The sequence below is a fragment of the Laribacter hongkongensis DSM 14985 genome, from assembly GCF_000423285.1.
GTDB classification, from domain to species: Bacteria; Pseudomonadota; Gammaproteobacteria; order Burkholderiales; family Aquaspirillaceae; genus Laribacter; species Laribacter hongkongensis.
In genome coordinates this window covers 196450-219552 of record NZ_AUHR01000004.1, presented here as the reverse complement: position 1 = coordinate 219552, position 23103 = coordinate 196450, and the positions used below count along the sequence as shown (strand labels likewise).

The following is a 23103-nucleotide window of genomic DNA, read 5'->3' as shown; positions in this document are numbered from 1 at the left end:
CACCTCTTTCCCCCGGCCGCAATCCGTGCGGCCGTTTTGCATTGAAAGGCCCAGGACCGTCATGGACAAGATCCTCATCCTCGATTTCGGCTCGCAGGTCACGCAGCTGATTGCCCGCCGCGTGCGCGAAGCCCATGTTTATTGCGAACTGCACCCGTACGACATGTCCATCGAGGACATCCGCGCCTTCAATCCCAAAGGCATCATCCTGTCGGGCGGCCCGAACTCGGTGTACGAATCGGACTACCAGGCCGATCCGGCCCTGTTTGACCTCGGCGTGCCGGTGTTCGGCATCTGCTACGGCATGCAGTTCATGGCCCACACCCTTGGCGGTGCCGTGGAAGCCGGCGACCAGCGCGAATTCGGCTACGCCGAAATCCGCGCCCGCAACCACTCCAAGCTGCTCGAAGGCCTGCAGGACCGCAGCAACGACGCCGGTCACGGCCTCTTGGACGTGTGGATGAGCCACGGCGACAAGGTCACCGCCCTGCCGGACGGCTTCAAGGTCATCGCCGAAACCCCGTCCTGCCCGATCGCCGCCATGGCCGACGAAGCCCGCCATTACTACGGCGTGCAGTTCCACCCGGAGGTGACCCACACCAAGCGCGGCACCGAAATGATCCACCGCTTCGTGCTGCACATCTGTGGCGCCGAGCCAAGCTGGACCATGCCGAACTACATCGACGAAGCCGTGAAGAAAATCCGCGAACAGGTCGGTGACGAAGAAGTCATCCTTGGCCTCTCGGGCGGTGTCGACAGCTCGGTAGCCGCCGCGCTGATCCACCGCGCCATCGGCGACCAGCTCACCTGCGTGTTTGTCGACCACGGCCTCCTGCGCCTCAACGAAGGCGAGATGGTCATGGACATGTTCGCCCGCAACCTCGGCGTGAAAGTGATCCACGTCGATGCCAGCGCCGAATTCATGGGCAAGCTCGCCGGCGTCACCGACCCGGAACAGAAACGCAAGATCATCGGCGCCGAATTTGTCGCAGTGTTCCAGCGCGAAGCTGAAAAACTGCCGAAAGCCAAGTGGCTGGCACAAGGCACCATTTACCCGGACGTGATCGAATCGGCCGGTGCCAAGACCCAAAAAGCCCACACCATCAAGAGCCACCACAACGTGGGCGGCCTGCCGGAAACGCTGAACCTGAAGCTTCTGGAGCCGCTGCGCGAACTCTTCAAGGACGAAGTGCGCCAGCTCGGCATCGCACTGGGCCTGCCGCACGAAATGGTCTATCGCCACCCGTTCCCGGGCCCGGGTCTGGGCGTGCGCATTCTGGGCGAAGTGAAGGCCGAATACGCCGAGCTGCTCAAGCGTGCCGACGCCATCTTCATCGAAGAGCTGCGCAACACCATCGACGAAAAAACCGGCAAGAGCTGGTACGACCTGACCAGCCAGGCCTTTGCCGTGTTCCTGCCGGTCAAGTCGGTCGGCGTGATGGGCGACGGCCGCACCTACGACTACGTCGTGGCCCTGCGCGCCGTGGTCACCAGCGACTTCATGACCGCCCACTGGGCCGAGCTGCCCTACAGCCTGCTGGGCCGGGCATCGAACCGCATCATCAACGAAGTTCGTGGTCTGAACCGGGTTGTCTACGATGTATCGGGCAAGCCGCCGGCGACGATTGAGTGGGAGTGATGACAAGCTGATTCGGCAAAATTTTCCGAATCATTTCATCAGGAAGCCAGCAGGATTGCTGGCTTTTTTATTTCTCAAAAAAACTGACTAGGCTCAGACAGCTCAAATCATCATGAAAAGCAATCAGTCCATGATTGATCAGTAGCGGCGCTTCAATTACCCGAACCACAAATCATATTTATATGTTCTTGCCTGGCAGCCAAGCTTTTCTGCAATCTGAAAATGGAAGCATGAACAGATTTATTTCAATTCCTGTTATTTTTAAAAATCCATACCTACATAGACATAGGCAGGAAAACATTAAAAATACGCAGATAAGAAACAGATAAAGCAGATACCAACCATATCTTCATCCAAGAGAAAGTCATCCAGAAACTTTGAAGTACCTCTTCAGATCCAAGTCGGGATACCTGATGTGATCAGGTCACAAAACAGACCCACACAGTGGAAAGCTGCATGAAAAACCAATAGATGGTTAGCCTGACATCACAACTGCTCTAATCGCACATACCACCTCTGGCAGGGGTCCGACCGAGCAGAAGCCCTCTCGGCATGAAATGCAGTAACCTCCACCAAAAACAGAAACCGATAACTTTCTGCTTGCTTAACTCCTGAGTCACCACCAGCAGCCGTGAAGAAATTTTTGTGAAATTTGACGATCACCGAAATTCGGCCTGCCATACTTCCCGAGATTTTTACAACTTTTCTCAGAAAAGCATCAGATTTCAGACATAATCAAAACGATGACCGTCATGCACAACACAATTATCCTACAAATACATCTTCAATCCGTCCCATATTTTGGATTATATGGTCCATACAACAATCCTCCGGGAGGACCATAAGAGAGTAACCGATTGCTGGTTATAGCTGCAATATCATGGCCATGATCGGCCAAGTTATGCACAATCTGATTAATGGCTGCATTAACCAACATTCCAATCAAACTACCCCCACTATTGTTTTGATTTTCAGCGCTAGAAGCTTGAGCAGATCCCTGCCACAGGGTAGTCCCACTACGCAAATCCACCAGTTTTGCATCAGCAAAAACCTCTACAACACTGTCAATAATCCGGTAACTTGCACCATATTTCTTGATCGATACATACAGGGCAGCATCAGCCCCAAAAATATCATGAAGCTTTGAAAATGGTATGTTTTGCGCATCATCAGCAACTGTCACTCCATTCTGCTTGAATGTTTCACTCACCAAAGCCACTGGCATCACATAATAGCCAGCTTCAGCTAATGGTCTAGTCACGAGTGACAGCATGCTTATTCCAGCATTGACATCTGGCGACTGGTTGACCGGAGGCAGAACCAGAATAGATTTTGGCTTACTGGCCTTATATGCCGTGTAATCATAATTGACAGGTTTTGTAGCACATGCAGCCATCAGCAAACTGAGCACGACAATCAGGCCAAGTTGGATTTTATTTTTCATTGAGCCACCACCACCTTATTTGAATCAAATTTTTTCAACAGCATATCAATGTAAGTTGCCGACTCCTGGTATTGCACCTTCTCAGCGTCAAGATGCTCAGCAGCCTTGCTGTCATTCCCCAAATCAGCATAAAGCAGGCCCAAATGCGCATGCACTCCAGGAGGAACCGGATTATTGGATGCTCGCATTTTTTCGAGATCTTTCTCCAGAGAAATCACCTGCTTTTCCTTGTCTCCACCCTTAAAGTAATCATACACCTGGGTTTGATAGCCTCCCCACTGATACAATGATTGATGATTATTTGAGGCACACCCTGAAACTAGAAGCACCAGACCAATCACCATCAACAAACCCGGCTTGTCGATTTTTTTCATTGAGCCATTTCTCCAAAAATTATTTAATGGGTTTCCAGACACCAGAATCAACTGCTACAGTCAGATTATTGACAGCTTCCCTCATGGCAAAATCCAGAACTTTACCGTTAAGAGTAGAGTCGTAGCTGGCAGTCCCGCCAAAGCCAATGATTTCACGATTGGACAGTGAATACTCTCCAGCTCCTTGCACAGAATAAACCACCTCAGATGTAGAGCTATCCACTATATTCAAACTGACCTTTGCATATGCAACCTGTTGCTTTCCGCGCCCCAAGATACCAAACAACTGATAATCACCAACTTCCTTTCTGCCAAATTCGGTGACATCTCCGGTCACAATATAGTCAGCACCCTTTAATTTAAGAGCCTGCTGTTTGATACCTGCCTCCTGCCTGGCTTCCGCAAGATTCTCCCGATCCAGAACAGCGAACCTGTTGGTTTGCTGCAAGTGAGCGATCAGAATCGTTTTAGCCTGACTGCCCAAACGGTCAACGCCATCCGAGAACAGCCCTCTCATGAAAGAAGAACGGTTATCAAACTTGCCAACGGCGACAGGGAAACGCAGACCTGCATATGGCTTGCTTGCTGCAGCAACTTGCTGTATGGCAACACTTTGATGGCTTTCTGTAGCGCATCCACCTAGTGCAGCCCCCATTAGCCCCACCACAAAAATGACTGATAATTTCTTCATGTTCTATTTACTTTCTCTCCAGTAGAGTTATTTGGCAGTCAAAAAATCCAAAATTATTTTTTATCAGCATGAAAATCAAATAGCCTTGCTACTTCATGCAAAAAACAACATAACCCAAAGCAAATAAACTTGCAAAGCTTTATCAATCCACAAAGCATCAAAGCCACATTAATTGATCAAACCATTAAAAATGGATTATTTAATCAAACCTACAAAAGAAAATCAAAATTCACTCCCGCATTCCATTCAAAAACAAAGTACCCATCATCCAGAAATGAACAATCAGCCACTAAAATCAACATAAAAAAACCAGACAATAAACAAGTCAAACATTTTAAAACAAACTTACCAAATAGAAAAAGTCGTCCAATGCCGCAAACAGGCATTCCCCACAACAGCCTTCTGTATTTAAATCAGTCAGAGCATTAGCCTGAGTACTCGCCATCACATCGCAATCCGCAATCGAATGCATCAGAAAAATATCAGGAGCCACTTTTATATGAAGCACTACTAACATGCAGCATTGCCGCGAATGCAGACATGTAACGTCATCAACCCATGCAAAATTTTCAAGAAACAGATTTCAACCATCATTATTCAAATATTTTTCTTTGCAGCATTTATCGCTGTTCAATGCTCTCCTGACGCATTAAGCACTCATTCACTTTATCTACGGAATAAACACGAACAAACCTGTTGGAGTTGCTCGCCTCCCAATGATTTCCACCATGTATTGACCGACCCGTTTAGTCAATACACAATACTATCCATACCTTAATCGATAAGGTATGTGCGGCATCTATCCTCTTTTGATTACTGTTAATACCTTGAGAATTACGAAGCATGGTCTGTAACCGAGGCTCCATATCATCCCAACCACTCAGACAATGCCGTTTTGATATGCAAAGCAGCCAAATGTACAGGTGAAATTAATATACTAATGTGTCAGAGCAGCACCGGATGAGCGAGCACAACCGGATTGGGCGCAATAAGCGTGCCATCCGTAAGTCCAGAAACATACAGCCAAACGCTGGCACCAACCTATGGCTGTCCGACAACGACAACCATGCCCCGGAATCCTTTTCAACGAAAAGGATTTACCTCCCCTGGCAGGCCATGTCGTTAGCGATTGAGAACATAAGTGGCTCTGCACATTCATATGCTTACACAGCCGATGGTCAATCCACAGGTTCCGACCGAAAACTCCGCTTTCCCAAGGCAGCTATCATCGCCAGCAAAAGACTGGATGGAAATTTTCGGAGTCAAACCTCCATGTTTTCATGAACCTACTTTTTTCGTAAATACTCAACAAATCATCCATAAAAACCGGACCAACATATCTGATTGGTCAGGTTTTGAATCCATTACAAACCTTTGTAAATCATTACCGGATAATTGGATACAACCCGTAACCGGATTCAGGTTTCCGGTTAATGCAGTACCTGCCAGCTTGAATGCAAGCCATGTGGCTTTTTACCTGACCAGAAAGAGCATTCACCATGAAAAAGATTGCAACCTTGCTGTTGACCTCCATGTTCCTTGCTTCGGCTGGTTTTGCCAGCGCAGCTGATACTGCACCTTCCGCAACTGCGCCAGCCAAGGACAAAGCCACAACAGGGTACAAGATGGCACCTGCCGAAGCCAAGACCGGGACACATGCTCCTACCAAGGCAGAACACAAAAAAACCGGACATGAAAAAACCGAGCACAAGCAACCGGAAGTAAAAACCGAGCACAAGACCATGCCGGCCAATTCCAAACAAAAAACTCCCGGCTGATTTTCATCCATGCGCGATTGAAACCATCGCCACGGAAAATCAAAACAAGAGCCGTATCCATACCTGAAAAGGAATTGGCATACGGCTCTTTTTCATCACGGTGCGTATAAAAGTTACGGGAGTTCTTCCATGCGCGAAGGAAAAAACAGTCCGGTCATTCCATGACCCGCAGCCAGCAGGCATGACAGCCGGAAACATGGCAGGCAGAAGCAGTTGACAACACGCCATGCCTGCCCTCGTCACAGCCAGAACAAACGTTTCCATGCCTGAACGTGCCCAATAAAGAGCGGACTTGTACGGCAATACATGAGCAGAACGCCGCACCAGACCATCACTATTACAGTGAACACCCAATCGTCTCCGGACCTGACCGATATCAGGCTTTTGGTTGTACAGGCCTTTGTCCGTCATCCGGTTGACCCGGGCTTGTCCGGACGGGCTGGTAATCGCATTGCAACAGGGTTTCGTCCAGTACGGCCCAGTCCGGTGCCTGCCGGACCCTGATATTGGCCTGCGACCTCACGGAAGAAAGATCATCCAGCGTACCGACCCGGACAACAGTCAGTTCCGCAAAGCCGGAAGAATTCACGAACAGATGGGTACCGCAGACGGGGCAAAACCGCCGGGTCACGTGATGGCCACAGTCGGCCATACTACCGTATTCGCACAGATCACCGTCAATCACCAGCGCACTGGCCAGCACCGCCATGTTGACGGTACCGTTTGCGGCAATGCGCTGGCAACTCCGGCACCAGCATGTCCGGACCCGGACGGGCTCTCCGGTCAGCCGGTAACTTGCCTGTCCGCACAGGCAGCGTCCTGATCGTTCAGTCATGACTGGTTTCCGATGCCGGGTAATCAGGCCGGACGCGATGCCACAGGCTGGCCGTCCCACTGTGGCAGCTTCTCGTCCAGCACCGCCCAGTCGGGTGCCCGCCGGACCCAGATATTGGCCTGTGGCCGCACGGATGACGGATCGTCCAGCGTGCCGGTCCGGACAAGGGTGAACTGCGCAAAAGCCGTGGAATTGCCGAAGAGATGGATACCGCAGACCGGGCAAAACCGCCGGACCGCATGATGACCGCTATCCGCCACGCTCCCGTATTCGCGCAGATCGCCCTCAATCACCAGCGCGCCGGCCGGTACAAGTGCATTGACGGTGCCGTTCGCGGCCAGCCGCTGGCAATCCCGGCACCAGCACAGCAGCGTACGTACCGGATCGACAGTCAGGCGATAACGTACCTGTCCGCACAGGCACCCTCCGTGTCGTTCAGTCATTGGCAGCATCTCCGGTCAAAGTCAGACAACAAAAACTACGCAGGCATGAATGCCCGGAAATCATAGCCTGACCGGGATGCAGGAGATACATGCGGCTACCGGCAAACACGCACAAGGCATGATTTAACAGGTCGGTTCATTCTTGGGGCATTCTCTAATACATATTGTTACCAGCCTGTCGCATCCTCGAATTGCACTCCCCCGGCAGAGGACTAGAATCCGCGGCTTTTCGCACTGGCTCCGGCCCTAACATCCTTATTCACCATGAAAAAAGTTATTCTTCTGCTCGGCGGCTTTTATGCCCTGTATCTGCCTCTGGTCACCCTTGGAGCCCAGGAAGTGATCGATTCCAGCACCCAGTGCCAGGACACTCCGCAGGCCCTGCACTGCACCAAGGCTTCGGTCTACACCAAACTGGTGCTCGGCTGATTCCTGCTCCCGCCCGTTACGACCGGCGGGATTTTTTCTGTCCTCTCCTCAGCCCCGCCCGCCTTCGCGCCCGGCCCCGCTCCGGTCTGCCATCCCCCAGCACAGCGCATCCTGCCCGTCCCCCTCTGCCGGCCCCTGCTCGGTCAGCAGCAGCGTCATGCATTCCCGGTCCAGTACCTGGATGCCCACAGCCCGTGCCCTGGCGTTGTACGCCAGCCCCCGCTCATCACGTTTGACCGACAGGCGATAACGACCGTCTGCCGTCAGCTCCGGCATGCCCAGCCGTTCAAGGCTGTCTGCAAATGTCCCGTGTACCGACAGCCAGCGCAGCTGGGCGGCATGAAGCTCCTTCAGACCAGCCCTGGCTGCCTGACGGTGCGGCACCAGTTCACTGGCCTGCCAGACCGGCAAGGCCAGTGCCATCAGCACGGAAAACAGGGCTCCGCCGACCAGAATGCGCAGCAGCCACGGAAACCCCGGAGAAGAATCCTGCATGCCAGCCTCCTGCCATCAGGCAATCTGTAAATGTCAAACCTTCTCCTCCGGTATAGCCGCTACCGCTACCTCCATTTGTCTGCGCCTGCACCATGCGACTTGGCGTTTTCAAACCGGGAGGCTATGCATGGCAATAGGCTATGGCAGCGGCGTACACTCGACCTGCTATTCAGCGAACCAAACGGAGAATGCAAAATGAACAGAGTCACCCCTTTGGTCGCCAGCGTCGCGCTGGCCATGATCGTCACCGGATGCGCCTCGCAGCCGGGGCAGCAGAACCCGGGCGGCCTGAGCAATACGGGCATGGGCGCAATCATCGGCACGCTGGGGGGCGCCGCAGCCGGCGCCCTGATCGGCAACAGCGGCAAGGGCGCGCTGATCGGTGCAGCAGCCGGCGCCGCCCTCGGCACCGGTGTCGGTTACTACATGGACCGCCAGAAAGCCGAGCTGGAATCCAAGCTCCGCTCGGAAATCTCCAGCGGCCAGATGCAGCTGCAACAGAACGCCGACCAGAGCCTGGTGGTCACCATGAACGAGGACGCCACCTTCAACCTCAACTCGGCCGTCGTGAAGCCCGCCTTCTACCCCGCCATGAACAAGGTGGCCGAAACGCTCAAGCAATATAACCAGACCACGCTGGTCATCCGCGGCTATACCGACAGCACCGGTGCCGCAGCCTACAACCAGCAGCTCTCGCTCAAGCGTGCCAACGCGGTCAAGAGCTACCTGGTCGGCCAGGGCGTGGCCGCCAACCGCATCCAGACCATCGGCATGGGCGAATCCGATCCGCGCGCCAGCAACGATACCGCCCAGGGACGCGCCATGAACCGCCGCGTCTCGATCACCATCGTGCCCCAGCAAGGCGCCCAGTAAACGCACCAGGAGACTCCCGACATGCCGCACATCGCCATCGTTTACCACTCCGGCTACGGCCATACCCGCAAACAGGCCGAAGCCGTGGCAGCCGGTGCCGGCTCGGTTGCCGGGAGTCAGACCTGCCTGATCGAAATCGACGCCGAAGGCAACCTGCCCGACGGCAGCTGGGACACGCTCGCCAGCGCCCAGGCCATCGTCTTCGGCTCGCCCACCTACATGGGCGGTCCGTCGTGGCAGTTCAAGAAATTTGCCGACGCCTCGTCCAGACCGTGGTTCGGCCAGGTCTGGAAAGACAAGCTCGCCGCCGGCTTCACCAATTCGGCCTCCATCAACGGCGACAAGCTCTCCAGCCTGCACTACTACTTCACGCTGGCCATGCAGCACGGCATGGTCTGGGTCGGCACCGGCATGCTGCCCTCCAACCTCAAGGCGGCCGACCGCAACGACCTCAACTGGCTGGGCAGCTTTGCCGGCGCCATGTCGCAGTCACCGGCCGACAGCAGCCCGGACGAAGGCCCGCTGCCCGGTGATCTCGAAACCGCCCGCCTGTTCGGCATCCACATCGCCGAGCAAGCCATCCGCCTCGGCTGATTCCGCCTCCCGCCCGGCCTGGCAGACAGCATCGCCACCAGTCACGGTACACTACGGGTCTTCCCCTTGTTGCCGTGATCGGTCCGATCCGCTGTCTGCATGCCACACACCCATTCGCTGCTGTCCCGACTCCCCGGCCTGGATGCCCTGCTCCGGCTGCCGGCCACCCGTCACCTGATCACCCGCCACGGCCGCCATGCGGTCAGCGAAGCCGCCCGCGCCGAGCTGGAGCAACTGCGTGCCCATGTCCGCCAGCATGCCGGCTGGCCGCAGTGGTTTGCCGGCATCGACAGCCTGCCGCCCCGGCTGGAAGCACACTGCCGCCGCCGCCAGCAACCGGCCCTGCGACCGGTTTTCAACCTGACCGGCACCATCCTGCACACCAACCTCGGCCGCGCCATCCAGGCCGATGCCGCCATCGACGCCGTACGCGCCGTCATGCGCGGCGCCGTCACGCTGGAATACGACCTTGACGGTGCCGGCCGCGGCCACCGCGACCACGCCGTCAGCGAACTGCTGGCCGAGCTGACCGGCGCCGAAGCCGCCTGCGTGGTCAACAACAACGCCGCCGCCGTACTGATCCTGCTGTCGACCGTCGCCACCGGACGCGAAGTGATTGTCTCGCGCGGCGAACTGGTGGAAATCGGCGGCGCCTTCCGCATGCCCGACGTCATGCGCCAGGCCGGTTGCCAGCTGGTTGAAGTCGGTGCCACCAACCGCACCCACCTGCGCGACTACCGCGACGCCATCGGTCCGGACACCGCGCTGCTGATGAAGGTCCACACCAGCAATTACAGCATCGAAGGCTTCAGCTCCAGCGTGCCCGAGGCCGACCTGGTGCCGCTGGCCCGCCAGCACGGCCTGCCGGTTGCCACCGACCTGGGCAGCGGCGCCCTCGTGGACCTTGCCGCCTGGGGCCTGCCGGCCGAGCCGATGCCGCGCGACATGCTGGCAGCCGGCCTCGACCTCGTCAGCTTTTCCGGCGACAAGCTCCTGGGCGGCCCGCAGGCCGGGCTGATCGTCGGCCGCCAGGAATGGATCGACCGCCTGCAAAAACACCCGCTCAAGCGCGCCCTGCGCTGCGACAAGCTGACCCTGGCCGCACTGGAAGCCACCCTGCGCCTGTATCTGGAACCGGACCGCCTGACCGACACCCTGCCCACCCTGCGCCTGCTGACCCGGCCACAGGCCGACATCCGCCAGCTGGCCGAACGGCTGGCCGGCTGGCTGGCTGCCCAGCTGGGGCCGCGCTGGCAGGTGCAGGCCGAAGCCTGCCTGTCGCAGATCGGCAGCGGTTCGCTGCCGGTCGACCGCCTGCCCAGCCATGCAGTCACGCTGGCGCCGGCCGACGGACGCGGCAAGACGCTGGAACAGCTGGCCACGGCCCTGCGTGAACTGGAGCAACCGGTGATCAGCCGCCTGAAGGACGGCCGCCTGTGGCTGGACCTGCGCAGCCTGGAGGACGAAGCCGCCTTCCGTATCAACCTGCTGCCGCTGCTGGAGCAGTACACACCGGAGCAACCGTCATGCTGATCGCCACCGCCGGCCATGTCGACCACGGCAAGACCAGCCTGCTGCGAGCCCTGACCGGCGTGGACACTGACCGCCTGCCGGAAGAAAAGCGCCGCGGCATGACCATCGACCTCGGTTACGCCTATCTGCCGCGCGAGCAAGGCGAACCACTCGGTTTCATCGACGTGCCCGGCCACGAAAAATTCCTGCCCAACATGCTGGCCGGCGTCGGCGGCATTCACCATGCACTGCTGGTGGTCGCGGCCGACGACGGCGTGATGCCGCAAACGCGCGAGCACCTAGCCATCCTGACGCTGGCCGGCGTGCGCTCGCTCAGTGTCGCCATCAGCAAATGCGACCTCGTCAGTGACGGGCGCATCGCGGACGTCACCGCCGAACTGCACGCCCTGCTGGCTGCGTTCCGGCTGACCGTCCACGGCATCCACCCGGTCAGCGCACCACGCGGCACCGGTATCGATACCCTGCGCGACACCCTGCTGGCGCTGGCCGCCACAACCGGCACAACAGCCAGCCCGGCCCGCCGCTTCCGGCTGGCCATCGACCGTGCATTCACGGTAACCGGCAGCGGTCTGGTGGTCACCGGCACGGCGCTGGCAGGCCAGGTGGCCGTCGGCGACAGCCTGTGGCTGACCGGTGCCGACCGCCCGGTGCGGGTGCGCGGCCTGCGCGCGCAACACACGCCCGTGGAACAGGCCGGTGCCGGCTGCCGGCTGGCCCTGAACCTGGCCGGTGACATCGGACGTGACGACATCCGCCGGGGTGACTGGCTGCTGGCGCAGGAACCGCCGGCCCCGGCCGACCGGATCACGGTCTGGCTGACGGCCAGCCCGCTGGCGGAGCATGCACTCCGGCACTGGCAGCCGGTACATCTGCATCATGCCGCCAGCCATGTCACCGGCCGGGCGGCACTGCTCGACCACAGCAGCCTCGCCGCCGGCCAGACCGGTCTGGCCGAACTGGTGCTCGACCAGCCGCTGCATCTGGCCGCTGGCGACCGGCTGATCCTGCGCGACATGCATGGCGCCGAAACCCTCGCCGTGGCGCAGGTGCTGGAACTTGGCGTGCCGGCCCGCGGCAAGCGCACGCCGGAACGGCTGGCCTACCTTGCGGCACTGCACGATGCCCTGCCCGACGACGACACCAGCCTGGCCGTGCTCGCCACCCGGAACGCTGTCCGCGCAGGCGATTTTGCCTGGGCTCGCCAGCTGGTGCCCGCGGCTGCCGAAGCCTGCTGCGCGGCCAGCCCGCTGCGATGGGTCGGCCGCGCCGATGCCCGGCTGGGATTCAGCCCGCTGCGCTGGCAGGCACTGACCGACACGCTGCTGACCCGACTGGCGCAGCTGCACGCCGAACAGCCTGACCAGCTCGGTGCCGGACTCGGACGCCTGCGCCGGCTGGCCCTGCCGCAAGAGTCGGAAACCACGGTCGAAGCGCTGGTGGACGAGGCGGTTGCCGCCGGCCGCCTGAGCAACAGGCGCGGCTTTGTGCATCTGCCGGAACACGTCCTGTCGTTTTCGCCGGCCGAAACCGCGCTGTGGCAGCAGGTGGAACCCTGCTTCGGCAGCGGGTCCGAGCCCTGCTGGGTCCGCGACCTGGCGCATGCCTGCCAGGTGCCGGAGGCCGACATGCGCCAGCTGTTGCGCAAGGCGGCCCGGCTGGGGCTGGTCGTGGCCATCGTGCCGGACCGCTACTACCCGCAGGCCACGCTGGCAGGACTGGCCCGCATCGCCCGCGAGCTGGCCAGCGACAGCGGTGACGTGGACGCGGCGCGTTTTCGCGATGCCATCGGCGTTGGTCGCAAGCTGGCGATCCAGATTCTCGAATTTTTCGATCGCAGCGGCTTCCTGCGCCGCCAGGGCAACCGGCACCTGCTGCGCGACCGGCAGCTGTTCTGACCTGACTTTGCCAGACCAATGACATGAAGCGTGGTGGCACGGCACAATGCCGCCATGGATACGATTGCATTTCTCGGCATGGGCCTGATGGGCCACAGGATGGCGGGCCGCCTGCTCGACGCAGGCTGGCCGCTGACAGTCTGGAACCGTGACGCAGCCAAGTGCGCCCCGCTGGCGGCACGCGGCGCGCGGGTAGCGGCCACGCCGGCAGACGCCGCCCGCGAAGCGCGCTGGGTGCTGCTGTGCCTTGCCGATACCGCGGCCGTGGAGGCTGTGGTGTTCGGCCCCGACGGGGTGGCGGCAGGCATCGGCGCCGGTGCCTGCCTCGTGGATTTTTCCAGTATTGCACCGCAGGCCACCTGCGACATGGCCGCCCGGCTGGCACAGGCTTGCCATGCCGGCTGGATCGACGTGCCGGTGTCCGGTGGCACCGCCGGCGCAGAAGCCGGTACGCTGGTGATGATGGCCGGTGGCGATGCAGCCCTCATCGATGCCGCCCGCCCGGTGCTGACCGCGCTGGCCAGCCGCGTCACCCGCATGGGGCCGGTCGGCACCGGCCAGACCACCAAGCTCTGCAACCAGCTGATCGTGGCAGCCAACAGCCTCCTGGTTGCCGAGGCGGTGGCACTGGCGCGTGCTTCGGGTGTGGATGCCTCGCTGCTGGTGCCGGCGCTGGCCGACGGCTTTGCCGATTCCAGGCCTTTCCGCATCCTGGCGCCGCGCATGGCCGCTAGCGAATTCGAGCCGGTGCAGTGGAAGGTGGCCACGCTGCTGAAAGACCTCGACAACGTCCTGGCGGCCGCAGTCCAGGCCGGACTGGAGCTGCCATGCGCCGGACTGGCCGCCGAGCGGCTGCGCCAGCAGGCCGACCGTGCCGGACTGGCGCAGGCTGACCTCAGCACCATCATCAGGCTCTATCAGCAGGAGTAAGCCATGCCGCGCCTTGCCGCCAACCTGTCACTGCTGTTTGCCGACCGGCCATTGCCGGAGCGCTTTGCCGCGGCCCGCCAGGCCGGCTTTGACGAAGTGGAAATCCAGTTCCCCTACTCGCATTCCATCCCGGAACTGGCTACCGCCTGTCAGGCTGCCGGTGTGCGGGTGATGCTGATCAATCTGCCAGCAGGCGACCTGATGCAGGGTGGCGACGGGCTGGCCTGCGTTCCGGCGCAGACTGATGCTTTTGTTGATGCGCTGCAACAAGGGTTGGCCTACGCCACGGCACTGGACGTGCAGTGCGTCAACGTGCTGGCTGGCCGCCTGCCGGCCGGTGTCAGCCGCCAGCAGGCCCTGGCCACGCTGACCGGACGGCTGCAACTGGCCTGCCGCACGTTTGCCCCGCATGGCATCACCGTCACCTGCGAAGCCATCAATCCGCTCGACATGCCGCGCTTTCTGGTCAATGACTGCGATGACATGGAAGCCCTGCGCCAGGCGGTCGGCTGTGACAATTTCGGCCTCCAGTTTGATATTTATCACATGGCCCGCCAGCAGCATGACGTGACAGCACTGCTGGAAAAACATGCTGCCCACATCGTGCATATCCAGTTTGCCGACTATCCCGGCCGGGGTGTACCGGGTACGGGATCGCTTGATTTCAAACGGATTTTCATGAAGATCAGGGAAATTGGCTACCGTGGCAGCGTGGCGGCCGAGCTGCTGGACCCGGACGGAACTTTTACGACATCCAGATGTAATTTCTGAGCAAATTCATAGGGTTGACCAATAGGGCCCCAGCCCCTAGAATCCAACCCCATGAATTTGAAGAGATTTCTATGGCATACCCTTAGTGCCCTTACATTGACTGCCACCGTTGCCGCTTTCCAGCCGGCCATGGCAGCCATGTACGGGTATATCGACAACGACGGCCGGGTTCACATCAGCAGCAGCAAGCTCGACCCGCGCTATCAGCCCATCCCGCCGGGACAGACCCTGCAACCGGCCAAAAAAACTCCTTCACTCGTGGCACTGAAGCCGGCCAGGCCGGTGGAGGCCCATCCGGCCCGCGTAGGACGCTACCGCGACCTGGTCGAGCAGGTGGCCGACAAGTACGACCTTAACCCCGACCTGATGCACGCCATCATCAGCGTCGAGTCCGGTTACAACCCCAAGGCTGTTTCCAACCGCGGCGCCCGTGGCCTGATGCAGCTGATGCCGGCCACCGGCAAGCGCTTTGGCGGCCGCCAGCTGTCTGATCCCAAACAGAACCTCGAAGCCGGAGCCAGATATCTTGCCTACCTGCTCGACAAGTTCGACAACCGGCTGACGCTGGCCATTGCCGCCTACAACGCCGGCGAAGGCGCCGTACAACGCTACGGTACCGTGCCGCCCTACAAGGAAACCCGCAACTACGTGGCCAAGGTGATGGCGACCTACGTGGCCGCCAGCAGCGACGATACGCCGTCGCTGGGTTCGTCCATGTCGAGCTGATCACGCTCACCGTCTGCCGCATGCAAAAACGGGCACCTGCAACGGTGCCCGTTTTTGTCGTCCTGCCAGCAGGTCAGGCCAGAGCCGCCAGCAATTTGCCGTGCACGCCGCCAAAGCCGCCGTTGCTCATCACCAGCACCTGGTCACCCGGCTGCGCCTCGGCGGCCACCGCCGCCACCAGTGCGTCCAGATTGCCAAACGACTGCGCCTTGCCGCCCAGTGGTGCCAGCGCCGCCGCCAGATCCCAGCCGAGCCCGCCCTGATAGCCGAACACCCGGTCGGCCTGTACCAGACTCGCCGGCAGTTCGGCCTTCATGGTGCCAAGCTTCATGGTATTGGAGCGCGGCTCCAGCACCGCCAAGATGCGCGCCGCCCCCACTCGCGCCCGCAAGCCGGCCACCGTGGTGGCAATGGCAGTGGGATGGTGGGCAAAGTCGTCGTAGACCGTCACGCCGTTGACACTGCCCTTCACTTCCATGCGGCGCTTCACGTTGGCGAACATCGCCAGGGCAGCACAGGCATCCTGCGGCCGCACACCGGCATGGCGGGCCGCTGCCACCGCCGCCACCGCATTGAGCCGGTTGTGCTCGCCCATCAGGCTCCAGCGCACCCGACCGACGGTGTTGCCGTCCAGCAGCACGTCAAAATGACCGTCGTCATCGGCTTCCCCGGCCTGCCAGCCGCTGCCGGCCGGCGCAGCAAAGGTTTCCACCGGCGTCCAGCAGCCGCGTTCCAGCACCCGCGCAAGGCTCGCTTCGCGGCCGTTCACCACCAGCCGGCCGGTACCCGGCACGGTGCGCACCAGATGATGAAATTGTGTTTCGATCGCTGGCAGATCGGCGAAGATGTCTGCATGATCGAACTCGAGATTGTTGAGGATGGCGGTGCGCGGGTGGTAGTGGACGAACTTGCTGCGCTTGTCGAAAAACGCCGTGTCGTATTCGTCGGCCTCGATCACGAAGAACGGGCTTTCGCCGCCCGGCTCCTGTGCCGGCTCGCCCGGCAGGCGGGCGGACACGGCAAAGTTTTCGGGAATGCCGCCGATCAGGAAACCCGGTGCCAGTCCGTTGGCTTCGAGGATCCACGCCAGCATGGAGCTGGTGGTGGTCTTGCCGTGCGTGCCGGCCACGGCCAGTACCCAGCGCCCGGCCAGCACGTTTTCCGCCAGCCATTGCGGGCCCGAGGTATACGGCAGGCCACGGTCGAGGATCGCCTCCATCAGCGGCATGCCACGCTTGACCACGTTGCCGATCACGAAGATGTCCGGTTGCACGCGCTCGAGCTGGCCGGCCTCGAAGCCTTCGATCAGCTCGATGCCCAGCGCCTCGAGCTGGGTCGACATCGGCGGATAGACATTCTGGTCGCAGCCCGTCACCGTGTGGCCGACCGCCCGCGCCAGTGCAGCGATGCCGCCCATGAAAGTGCCGCAAATGCCGAGGATATGGATGTGCATGGTCTGGTCCCGCAAGAAAACGGGCGCCTTGCCAGCGCCCGTCAAGGTGACTGAAAACGCCGATTTTACCCGGCAAAGAACACCCAGGTCATGAGGGCAAACAGCGGCAACAGGATGGCACCGGACCACAGCATGTAGCCAAAGAAGCTCGGCATCTTCACGCCCTGCCCTTCGGCAATCGCCTTGACCATGAAATTGGGTGCATTGCCGATGTAGCTGTTGGCGCCCATGAACACGGCACCGGCCGAAATCGCCGTCAGGGTGGCCGGCATGGCCTCCATCAGGTGAGCGGCATCGCCGTGGGCCAGATTGAAGAACACCAGGTAGGTCGGTGCGTTGTCGAGAAAGCTCGACAGTGCACCGGTCAGCCAGAAGTACATGCCGTTGACCGGCATGCCGTCCGGCGTGCTGACCAGCGCCACGAGGCTTGCTAGGGCACCGTCCGGCCCGGCGCGCAGGATGGCCAGTGCCGGTGCCATGACCACGAAGATGCCGGCAAACAGCTTGGCCACCTCGAGGATCGGCCCCCAGTCAAAATCGTTGGCTTCACGACAGGCCCTCGGTGTCAGCCACAGCGACAGGCCGGCCGCCAGCAGCATCAGCCCGTCACGCACCACGCCCTCCAGCGGCAGCTCCACTCCACCTGGCAGGGTGAAATGCACGCCGGACTGCCAGATGCCGGACAACACCACGGCTCCCACCACCAGGGCCAGCCACAGGAAATTGAGCCGGCCGGCAATGCCCAGCGGGGTATCCGGCGTCGGGTCCGGCCGGGCAAAGTCTTCCTTGCGGTAGAAATGGCTGTCGAGCAGGTAGAACACCGCCAGCAGCACCAAGGCCGCAAATGCCACCGGAGCAGCCATGTGGCTGATCGTCCAGCCAAAGCTCACGCCCTTGAGGAATCCGAGGAACAGCGGCGGATCGCCGATCGGTGTCAGTCCGCCGCCGATGTTGGCCACAAGGAAGATGAAGAACACCACCACATGCACGTTGTAGCGGCGCTGGTCATTGGCCCGCAGGACCGGCCGGATCATCAGCATGGCCGCCCCGGTGGTACCCATCAGGCTGGCCAGCACCGTGCCGATGGCGAGGAGGCCGGTATTGAGGGCCGGCGTACCGGAAAGATTGCCCTGGATCAGGATGCCGCCCGAAATGACATACAGCGCAAATACCAGGATGATGAACGGCAGGAACTCGGCCACCAGTGCGTGCATCAGCACGCTGCCGGCGACTTCATGGCCGTACACCAGCAAGGCCGGCAGCAAAAAGGCCAGCGCCCAGAAGGCACTGACCTTGCCGAAATGGTGGTGCCAGAAACCGGCCACCAGCAGCGGACACAGGGCAATCGACAACAGGATGCCGGCAAACGGCAACGCCCACAGCAACGACAGCTCGGCTCCCGGCAGGCCGGAAGCCATGCTCACGCCCGGTGCCAGCAGCAAAGGCACCGCAAATGCAAAACCACGCATGTTGAATTCCGTGCCAGTGGCACGGACCCCCTTTTTAATCACGATTGTCCGGCTCGGCATCCTGCGTTTACCCGCGGGTGCCGGCATCAAAAAAGGCCCGGCCTGGTGGCCGAGCCTGTTGCACCCGCAGTCTTACTGGGTACCCTTCTGGATGAATTCGATCTTGTAGCCGTCCGGGTCCTCGACAAAGGCAATGACGGTCGTGCCGTGCTTCATCGGGCCGGCTTCGCGTACCACCTTGCCGCCACGGGCGCGCACCGCTTCACAGGTGGCGGCGGCATCGTCCACTTCGACGGCCAGATGGCCGAATGCAGTGCCAAGGTCGTACTGCGCGGTGTCCCAGTTGTGGGTCAGCTCGATCACGCTGGCGCGGTCTTCGCTGTCATAGCCGACAAAGGCCAGCGTGAAACGTCCTTCGGGGTAATCGTTGCGACGCAACAGGCGCATGCCGAGCACGTCGGTATAAAACGCGATCGAGCGATCCAGATCGCCGACCCGCAGCATGGTATGCAAAAGACGCATGGAAACCTCTTCAAATCCACAAAAACACGTTAGATCACGGCGTACAGGTGGCCGTGATGCCTGAGCCAGTCGTGCCCGCGCCGCCAGTCCGGATACAGGCGTTCGACCTCGGCCCAGAAGCGCACACTATGATTCATTTCGACCAGATGCGCGAGTTCGTGCGCCACCACGTAATCGATGGCAAACAGGGGCGCCTGCACCAGCCGCCAGGCCAGGCTGACCGTGCCGGTGGCCGAGCAGCTGCCCCAGCGCCGCCGGGCCGGTGACAGCCGCACCTTGACTGGCGCGCGTTGCCAGCGTTCTGCAAATTGCGGAATCCGTCCGGGCAGGCACCGTGCGGCCTGTTTTTGCAGGCCGAGCGCCAGCAGGCGCTGTTCTTCGTCCGGCGCCAGTCCCTCGGGCAAGAGGCAAAGCCCGTCGCGCCACTGACCACGGGCGTCGCAATCCGGCCGGCGTTCCAGCCGCCAGCGCTCGCCCAGCAGCCACACGCCCTCACCGGCGGCATCCTGCATGGCGTCCTGCGCCTGCCGGCGTGACTGCTGCCGCTGCCAGGCTTTGGCCAGCCACGTTTCCTTGCTGCGCACAAATGCCTCTATGCGTGCCTGCGGCATGCGCGAGGGTGCCCGCGCCTCGATCCCCTCTGCCGTCACGTGCAGTGCCAGCGTCTTGCGCGCCGACCGGCACAGCCGGACCGGCAGCACCAGACCGTCAGGCAGGTTGAGCCACAGCACGGCGGGCCTTGTCTTCGGCACTGGCAAACGGGCCGACACCGGAAATTTCCGCCTGCCGTGCCTCGATCCAGTTTTCCACTTCGCGGGTCAGCGCCTCGGGACCGCGTCCGTCCGGCATGATCGGCGGGCCGATCACCACGGTGATTTCACCCGGATACTTCAGGAAGCTGTTGCGGGGCCAGAATTCACCGGAGTTGTGCGCCACCGGCACCAGCGGAATATCCAGCTCCCTGGCCAGACGGGCCGCTCCCGGACGGTACTTGCCGCGCTTGCCGGCCGGCATGCGCGTGCCTTCGGGGAACACCACGATCCAGAAGCCGTCCTTTTCCACCCGCTCCCGCCCCTGTTCCAGCAGCTGCCGGTTGGCCGAAGCCTTGTTCTTGCGGTCGATCATGATCGAGTTGATGCAGGCCAGTCCCCAGCCGAGAAAGGGAATCCACATCAGCTCTTTTTTGGCCACCCACACCTGCGGCGGGAACATGGCCTGCAAGGTCAGCGTTTCCCAGCCCGACTGGTGCTTGCAGGCAATCACAGATGGCGTGGACGGGATGTTTTCGGCACCGGTCACCCGGTAGTTCAGGCCGATCACGTGCCTGAGCCCCCACATCAGGACAAAGGCCCAGCGCGACACGACGTAATGCCGGAAGCGGCGCGGGAAAGGCAGCAGCAGCGGCGCCAGCGTACCGAACACCGGCACGCTCAGCGTCACGATCAGCCAGTAGGCAATATTGCGCAGGATCAGGATCAGCATCAGGACTCCAGGGAAATCAGCCACTCGGCGGCAGCATGCAGGTCATCAAACACCGGCGTACCGGCCGGCAGGTTGCCGGCGGCCTCGGTTTTCCGGCCCTTGCCGGTGCGGACCAGGATGGCGCGCCCGCCCACGGCGGCCACGGCCTCCAGGTCGCGCAGGCTGTCGCCAACCAGCCAGAGCAATTCCGGCTTGACGCTGAAACGCTCCGCCACCTCCAGCACCATGCCCGGTGCCGGCTTGCGGCAGCTGCATCCAGCTTCCGGCTTGTGCGGGCAGAAAAACACGGCGTCGATGCGCCCGCCGGCCTTGCTGATCAGGTGATGCATTTTTTCGTGCATGGCATTGAGGGCATGCATGTCGAACAGCCCGCGGCCGATGCCGGACTGGTTGGTGGCCACGACAACCCGCCAGCCAGCCTGGGAAAACAGGGCAATCGCCTCTGCGGCCTTCGGCAGCGGCACCCATTCAAGGCTGTTTTTGACGAAATCGTCGCGGTCGTGGTTGATCACGCCATCGCGGTCGAGAATGACGATTTTCATGGAACGGCACGCCTGTCAGTGAGATTGGATGGAGGGTGCATGACGCAACCAACCCGCAGCACAGGCTGCGGGTTGGCATGCACACACCCGCCGGCCGGGATTATTCCGCCAGCAGCGAAATGTCGGCCACGCGGTTGAAGAGGCCGGCCAGCCGGGCCAGCAGTGCCAGCCGGTTGGCCCGTACGGCGGCATCGTCAGCCATCACCATCACGCCGTCAAAGAAGGCATCCACCGGTGCCTTGAGCACGGCGAGGCGGCTGAGGGCCGTGGCGTAATCACGGGCGGCAAAGGCTGCTTCGACGGTCGGCAGCACGGCGTCGATGAACTGCCACAGTTCGGTTTCGGCGGCTTCGGTCAGCAGGGCGGCATCCACACCGGTCGGCAGCTCACCTTCAACCTTCTTGAGGATGTTCTTGACCCGCTTGTTGGCGGCAGCCAGTGCGGCGGCTTCCGGCAGGGCGCGGAATGCGGCCACGGCAGCCAGCACGGCCGGCACTTCGTCAAAATGCCCCGGCTCCAGCGCCAGCACGGCATCCACTTCGTCGGCACGGGTGGCGGCATCGGCGGTCAGCAGGTTCTTCAGGCGCTCCAGCATGAACACGTACAGCGCCGGCGCGGTGTCAGCGGCCAGCTTGCCGGCCGGGAAGGTAGCCACGGCACGTTCCAGCAGGGCCTTGAGGTCCAGCCGGGCGTTCATCAGCATGCGCATCACGCCCAGCGCCTGCCGGCGCAGGCCGAACGGGTCCTTGTCGCCGGTCGGCACCAGACCGATACCCCAGATGCCTGTCAGCATTTCCAGCTTGTCGGCCAGTGCCACGGCGGTGGCGATGTCGCCGTCGGGCAGGCTGTCACCGGCAAAGCGCGGGTGGTAGTGGCCTTCGATGGCATCGGCAACAATCGGCAGCTCGCCGTCGATCAGGGCGTAATAACGGCCCATGACGCCTTGCAGCTCAGGGAATTCGCCCACCATGTCGGTCAGCAGGTCGGCCTTGGCCAGCCGGGCGGCGCGTTCGGCGATGGCGGCATCGGCACCGAGGGCGCGGGCAATGTCACCGGCCAGCACGGCCAGCCGTTCGGTGCGCTCCAGCTGGCTGCCCAGCTGGTTGTGGTACACCACGTCGGCCAGACGCGGAATGCGGGCTTCGAGCTTCTGCTTCTGGTCCTGCTCGAAGAAGAACTTGGCATCGGACAGGCGGGCGCGCAGCACGCGTTCGTTGCCCTTGATGATGTGCGACGGATCGGCGGTTTCCAGGTTCGACACCAGCAGGAAGCGGTTCATCAGCCGGCCGTTGGCGTCCAGCAGCGGGAAGTACTTCTGGTTCTGCTGCATGGTGAGGATCAGGCATTCCTGCGGCACCTTGAGGAATTCGGCCTCAAAGCCGGCTTCCAGCACCACTGGCCATTCGACCAGCGCAGTCACTTCGTCCAGCAGGGCATCGTCGGCGGCGATGGTGGCGTTCAGGCGCCGGGCCGCGGCATCCAGTCCGGCCCGGATACGCTCGCGACGGTCATCAAAACCGGCTACGACACGGCCCTCCTGCTCCAGCACCCGTGCGTAGGATTCGGCATCCGGCAGGGTGATGTCGCCTTCGGACAGGAAACGGTGGCCGCCGGTGATGCGGTCGGAGAACAGTCCCAGCACTTCGCAGTCGATGATTTCGCTGCCGTACAGGGCCACCAGCTTGTGCACCGGCCGCACGAAGGTGACGTCGCTGTCGCCCCAGTGCATGACCTTCGGGATCGGCAGCTTGCGGACCGATTCCTGCACGGCGCGCGGCAATTCGTCTGCCAGCCGGGCTCCGGCTGCGGTGTAGGTGTAGAAGAAGGTTTCGTGCTTGCCGTCCGGGCGACGTTCGAACTGCGCCACGGCGTCCAGTGCAATGCCGCGGGCTTCAAGCTTTTTGCGCAAGGCCGGGCTGGGCTGGCCGTCGGCGGCCAAGGCAACGGCGACCGGCATGATCTTTTCGGTGACATCGCGGTCAGGGGCGGTGGCGCGGACATGGTCGATGCTGACGGCCAGCCGGCGCGGGCTGGCCCAGGCCGTGGCGACAGCGTTGTCCTCCAGCAGGCCGGCCCGGGCGAGTTCGGCACGGATCACGTCGGCGAAGCTCTCGCCCAGACGCTTGAGCGCCTTGGGCGGCAGCTCTTCGGTAAACAGTTCAACGAGCAGGGTGGTCATGGTCTT

General features: G+C 61.2%; 24 protein-coding genes. 11 read left to right on the top strand and 13 right to left on the bottom strand.

Annotated elements, in window-relative coordinates; all coding sequences use genetic code 11:
- The first annotated feature begins 61 nt into the window (after positions 1-61).
- Positions 62-1639, top strand: coding sequence for a glutamine-hydrolyzing GMP synthase (guaA, locus tag G542_RS0105620; protein WP_027823622.1), 1578 nt, complete (start codon positions 62-64; stop codon positions 1637-1639).
- 784 nt (positions 1640-2423) lie between these two features.
- Here guaA and G542_RS17875 read toward each other — a convergent pair.
- The 3 genes from G542_RS17875 to G542_RS0105605 are packed head-to-tail and all read right to left on the bottom strand — an operon-like array spanning position 2424 to position 4148.
- Entirely contained in the window at positions 2424-3083 is a 660-nt protein-coding gene (locus tag G542_RS17875; protein WP_012696260.1) for a DUF799 domain-containing protein, read from the bottom strand.
- A complete protein-coding gene (locus G542_RS0105610) occupies positions 3080-3457 on the bottom strand; it encodes a DUF4810 domain-containing protein (protein WP_012696259.1) in 378 nt (125 codons plus the stop codon). Before G542_RS0105610 ends, G542_RS17875 begins: the two co-directional genes overlap by 4 nt.
- 19 nt (positions 3458-3476) lie before the next feature.
- Positions 3477-4148, bottom strand: coding sequence for a CsgG/HfaB family protein (locus tag G542_RS0105605; protein ID WP_034985096.1), 672 nt, complete (start codon positions 4146-4148; stop codon positions 3477-3479).
- A gap of 129 nt (positions 4149-4277) precedes the next feature.
- On the opposite strand from G542_RS0105605, the gene G542_RS18445 reads away from it, so the two are divergent.
- Both G542_RS18445 and G542_RS0105600 read left to right on the top strand, forming a co-directional pair.
- Entirely contained in the window at positions 4278-4577 is a 300-nt protein-coding gene (locus tag G542_RS18445) for a hypothetical protein (RefSeq protein ID WP_143714429.1), read from the top strand.
- Between the two features lie 1070 nt (positions 4578-5647).
- Positions 5648-5926, top strand: coding sequence for an invasion associated locus B family protein (locus G542_RS0105600; protein WP_012696253.1), 279 nt, complete (start codon positions 5648-5650; stop codon positions 5924-5926).
- 376 nt (positions 5927-6302) lie between these two features.
- Here G542_RS0105600 and G542_RS0105595 read toward each other — a convergent pair whose 3' ends face one another.
- Together G542_RS0105595 and G542_RS0105590 are read right to left on the bottom strand one after the other, a co-directional pair.
- Positions 6303-6761: a GFA family protein gene (locus tag G542_RS0105595; RefSeq protein ID WP_027823619.1), complete on the bottom strand. Its 459-nt coding sequence runs from the start codon at positions 6759-6761 to the stop codon at positions 6303-6305.
- A 23-nt stretch (positions 6762-6784) separates the two neighbouring features.
- Positions 6785-7204 (bottom strand): GFA family protein, encoded by a 420-nt coding sequence (locus tag G542_RS0105590; protein ID WP_027823618.1) that lies wholly within the window; start codon positions 7202-7204, stop codon positions 6785-6787.
- A gap of 264 nt (positions 7205-7468) precedes the next feature.
- Between G542_RS0105590 and G542_RS18440 the strand changes: the two genes are divergently transcribed.
- A complete protein-coding gene (locus G542_RS18440; RefSeq protein WP_012696248.1) occupies positions 7469-7633 on the top strand; it encodes a hypothetical protein in 165 nt (54 codons plus the stop codon).
- Positions 7634-7681: 48 nt separating this feature from the next.
- On the opposite strand, the gene G542_RS0105580 is transcribed toward G542_RS18440, so the two are convergent.
- Positions 7682-8128 (bottom strand): type IV pilin protein, encoded by a 447-nt coding sequence (locus G542_RS0105580; RefSeq protein ID WP_027823617.1) that lies wholly within the window; start codon positions 8126-8128, stop codon positions 7682-7684.
- A gap of 195 nt (positions 8129-8323) precedes the next feature.
- On the opposite strand from G542_RS0105580, the gene G542_RS0105575 reads away from it, so the two are divergent.
- From G542_RS0105575 to G542_RS16045, 7 genes are all read left to right on the top strand, one after another.
- Positions 8324-9001, top strand: a complete 678-nt coding sequence (locus G542_RS0105575) for a YiaD family glycine zipper/OmpA-like lipoprotein (protein WP_027823616.1) — start codon at positions 8324-8326, stop codon at positions 8999-9001.
- Positions 9002-9022: 21 nt separating this feature from the next.
- Complete coding sequence (locus G542_RS0105570) at positions 9023-9595, top strand: flavodoxin family protein (RefSeq protein WP_027823615.1); 573 nt, start codon at positions 9023-9025, stop codon at positions 9593-9595.
- Between the two features lie 99 nt (positions 9596-9694).
- Complete coding sequence (gene selA / locus G542_RS0105565) at positions 9695-11128, top strand: L-seryl-tRNA(Sec) selenium transferase (protein WP_027823614.1); 1434 nt, start codon at positions 9695-9697, stop codon at positions 11126-11128.
- Complete coding sequence (selB, locus tag G542_RS0105560; RefSeq protein ID WP_027823613.1) at positions 11122-13023, top strand: selenocysteine-specific translation elongation factor; 1902 nt, start codon at positions 11122-11124, stop codon at positions 13021-13023. Before selA ends, selB begins: the two co-directional genes overlap by 7 nt.
- Positions 13024-13077: 54 nt before the next feature.
- Positions 13078-13953, top strand: a complete 876-nt coding sequence (locus G542_RS0105555; RefSeq protein WP_027823612.1) for an NAD(P)-dependent oxidoreductase — start codon at positions 13078-13080, stop codon at positions 13951-13953.
- A 3-nt stretch (positions 13954-13956) separates the two neighbouring features.
- Positions 13957-14724, top strand: a complete 768-nt coding sequence (locus tag G542_RS0105550; protein ID WP_027823611.1) for a hydroxypyruvate isomerase family protein — start codon at positions 13957-13959, stop codon at positions 14722-14724.
- A 96-nt stretch (positions 14725-14820) separates the two neighbouring features.
- Positions 14821-15450: a lytic transglycosylase domain-containing protein gene (locus tag G542_RS16045; protein ID WP_051189928.1), complete on the top strand. Its 630-nt coding sequence runs from the start codon at positions 14821-14823 to the stop codon at positions 15448-15450.
- 73 nt (positions 15451-15523) lie between these two features.
- Here G542_RS16045 and mpl read toward each other — a convergent pair whose 3' ends face one another.
- The 7 genes from mpl to glyS all read right to left on the bottom strand — a co-directional run bounded on the left by mpl (position 15524) and on the right by glyS (position 23097).
- Complete coding sequence (gene mpl, locus G542_RS0105540; protein ID WP_027823610.1) at positions 15524-16903, bottom strand: UDP-N-acetylmuramate:L-alanyl-gamma-D-glutamyl-meso-diaminopimelate ligase; 1380 nt, start codon at positions 16901-16903, stop codon at positions 15524-15526.
- A gap of 65 nt (positions 16904-16968) precedes the next feature.
- Positions 16969-18372 (bottom strand): sodium:proton antiporter, encoded by a 1404-nt coding sequence (locus G542_RS0105535; protein ID WP_027823609.1) that lies wholly within the window; start codon positions 18370-18372, stop codon positions 16969-16971.
- A 132-nt stretch (positions 18373-18504) separates the two neighbouring features.
- Complete coding sequence (gene gloA, locus G542_RS0105530; RefSeq protein ID WP_027823608.1) at positions 18505-18894, bottom strand: lactoylglutathione lyase; 390 nt, start codon at positions 18892-18894, stop codon at positions 18505-18507.
- A gap of 29 nt (positions 18895-18923) precedes the next feature.
- Entirely contained in the window at positions 18924-19625 is a 702-nt protein-coding gene (locus G542_RS16040) for a M48 family metallopeptidase (protein ID WP_051189927.1), read from the bottom strand.
- Complete coding sequence (locus G542_RS0105520; RefSeq protein ID WP_227460449.1) at positions 19603-20376, bottom strand: lysophospholipid acyltransferase family protein; 774 nt, start codon at positions 20374-20376, stop codon at positions 19603-19605. Before G542_RS0105520 ends, G542_RS16040 begins: the two co-directional genes overlap by 23 nt.
- A complete protein-coding gene (gmhB, locus tag G542_RS0105515) occupies positions 20376-20918 on the bottom strand; it encodes a D-glycero-beta-D-manno-heptose 1,7-bisphosphate 7-phosphatase (protein ID WP_027823606.1) in 543 nt (180 codons plus the stop codon). Before gmhB ends, G542_RS0105520 begins: the two co-directional genes overlap by 1 nt.
- A 100-nt stretch (positions 20919-21018) precedes the next feature.
- Positions 21019-23097 (bottom strand): glycine--tRNA ligase subunit beta, encoded by a 2079-nt coding sequence (glyS, locus tag G542_RS0105510; protein ID WP_027823605.1) that lies wholly within the window; start codon positions 23095-23097, stop codon positions 21019-21021.
- Positions 23098-23103 lie beyond the last annotated feature (6 nt).